Origin of the sequence: Streptomyces sp. NPDC001941 (assembly GCF_040296945.1) — a bacterium.
GTDB lineage: Bacteria > Actinomycetota > Actinomycetes > Streptomycetales > Streptomycetaceae > Streptomyces.
The window spans coordinates 1-1,154 of the sequence record NZ_JBEOYE010000268.1 but is presented as its reverse complement, the minus strand read 5'-3'; the positions used below and the strand labels follow the sequence as shown (position 1 = coordinate 1,154).

The following is a 1,154-nucleotide window of genomic DNA, read 5'->3' as shown; positions in this document are numbered from 1 at the left end:
TATTCTTAGGAGATCGGACATTTTAATTCAACGTGGATTATATTTTTTGAAATTTTTAAAGAAAAAATATCAGAAAGTAAATATAAAATTCTTAAATAAATTTAATAATAAGTTATCAAGAATACTCTATTTGAAACACAAGGATTTACAAATGAAAATAGAAATAAAACAAATAGAGGATAATTTTCCTGAAGATGTTGCCATTTATGGTAGTAATTACTCTAAGGATTAGACTTAAATATAGTAATAATGTTTCTATGGAAAAGTCCTCTCAATAAAATTTATACAGGAAAATGAAATATAAACCAGCTCATAACTTAACAGTTGTGAGCTTTTTTATTTTAAATTTTAATTGATTATTATTCTAAAGCTATAGGTGTAAAATAATTAATACTTGACAAGTATATTGTATGGTGTATAATAGTACACATAGAAAAGGAGAACTATGCATATTGATCCTAATAATAAAGATGCCATTTACGAACAAATTGTATTTAATATAAAAAAAGAGATTACCAAAGGGATTCTTGATGCTGGAGACAAAATCCTATCCGTTCGAGAGATGTCCAAGCAGTTGGGCGTTAACCCGAATACTGTTGCCAAAGCTTATAAGGAATTAGAGCATCAAAATGTAATCACAACTATTAAGGGAAGAGGTTCTTTTGTTAAAAATAATGATGGTCAGGATGAAGAAATTGATATTCAGACACAAAAAAAATTAAGAAGTCAGCTTAAATCATGGTTAGTTGAAGCACAATATGCAAAAATTCCATTAAGTTTAATCTATGAGTGGATAAAGGAGGAGGAGTAAAAGTGGAGATTCAAAATTTAAGTAAGAGGATTGATGGTAATGTTGTTTTGAAACATATTAATTTATCCATCCCTCTAGGAAGTATTTTTGGAATTGTGGGAAGAAATGGATCTGGTAAAACCACTTTATTCCGTACGATAGCCAGTCATTATTTGATGGATGAAGGAATGGTATCAATTGATGGTCAAGATATTAACAAAGAGGTTAGTCTAAAGAATGATATTTTTTTCCTTGATCCTCAATATCAACCATTAAATAAAATGAGATTACGAACAATTGAGAGTTATTTTTCTCTATTATATCCTCTTTTTGATAGTAAGAGATTTTTGGAATTGATCGAAAA

The 1,154-nt window shown here is 28.2% G+C and carries 3 protein-coding genes; all 3 read left to right on the top strand.

The window, feature by feature from the left end; genetic code table 11:
• Nucleotides 1–232: hypothetical protein (locus tag ABT160_RS47080; RefSeq protein WP_351656609.1), on the top strand; the 232-nt coding region annotated here is incomplete at its 5' end.
• A 213-nt stretch (nt 233–445) separates the two neighbouring features.
• Nucleotides 446–811 carry a GntR family transcriptional regulator gene (locus ABT160_RS47075; RefSeq protein ID WP_017864521.1) on the top strand — a complete coding sequence of 122 codons (366 nt, stop codon included), beginning with the start codon at nt 446–448 and terminating at the stop codon, nt 809–811.
• Nucleotides 812–813: 2 nt separating this feature from the next.
• A partial coding sequence (locus ABT160_RS47070; protein ID WP_351656604.1) for an ATP-binding cassette domain-containing protein occupies nt 814–1,154 on the top strand: 341 nt, incomplete at its 3' end.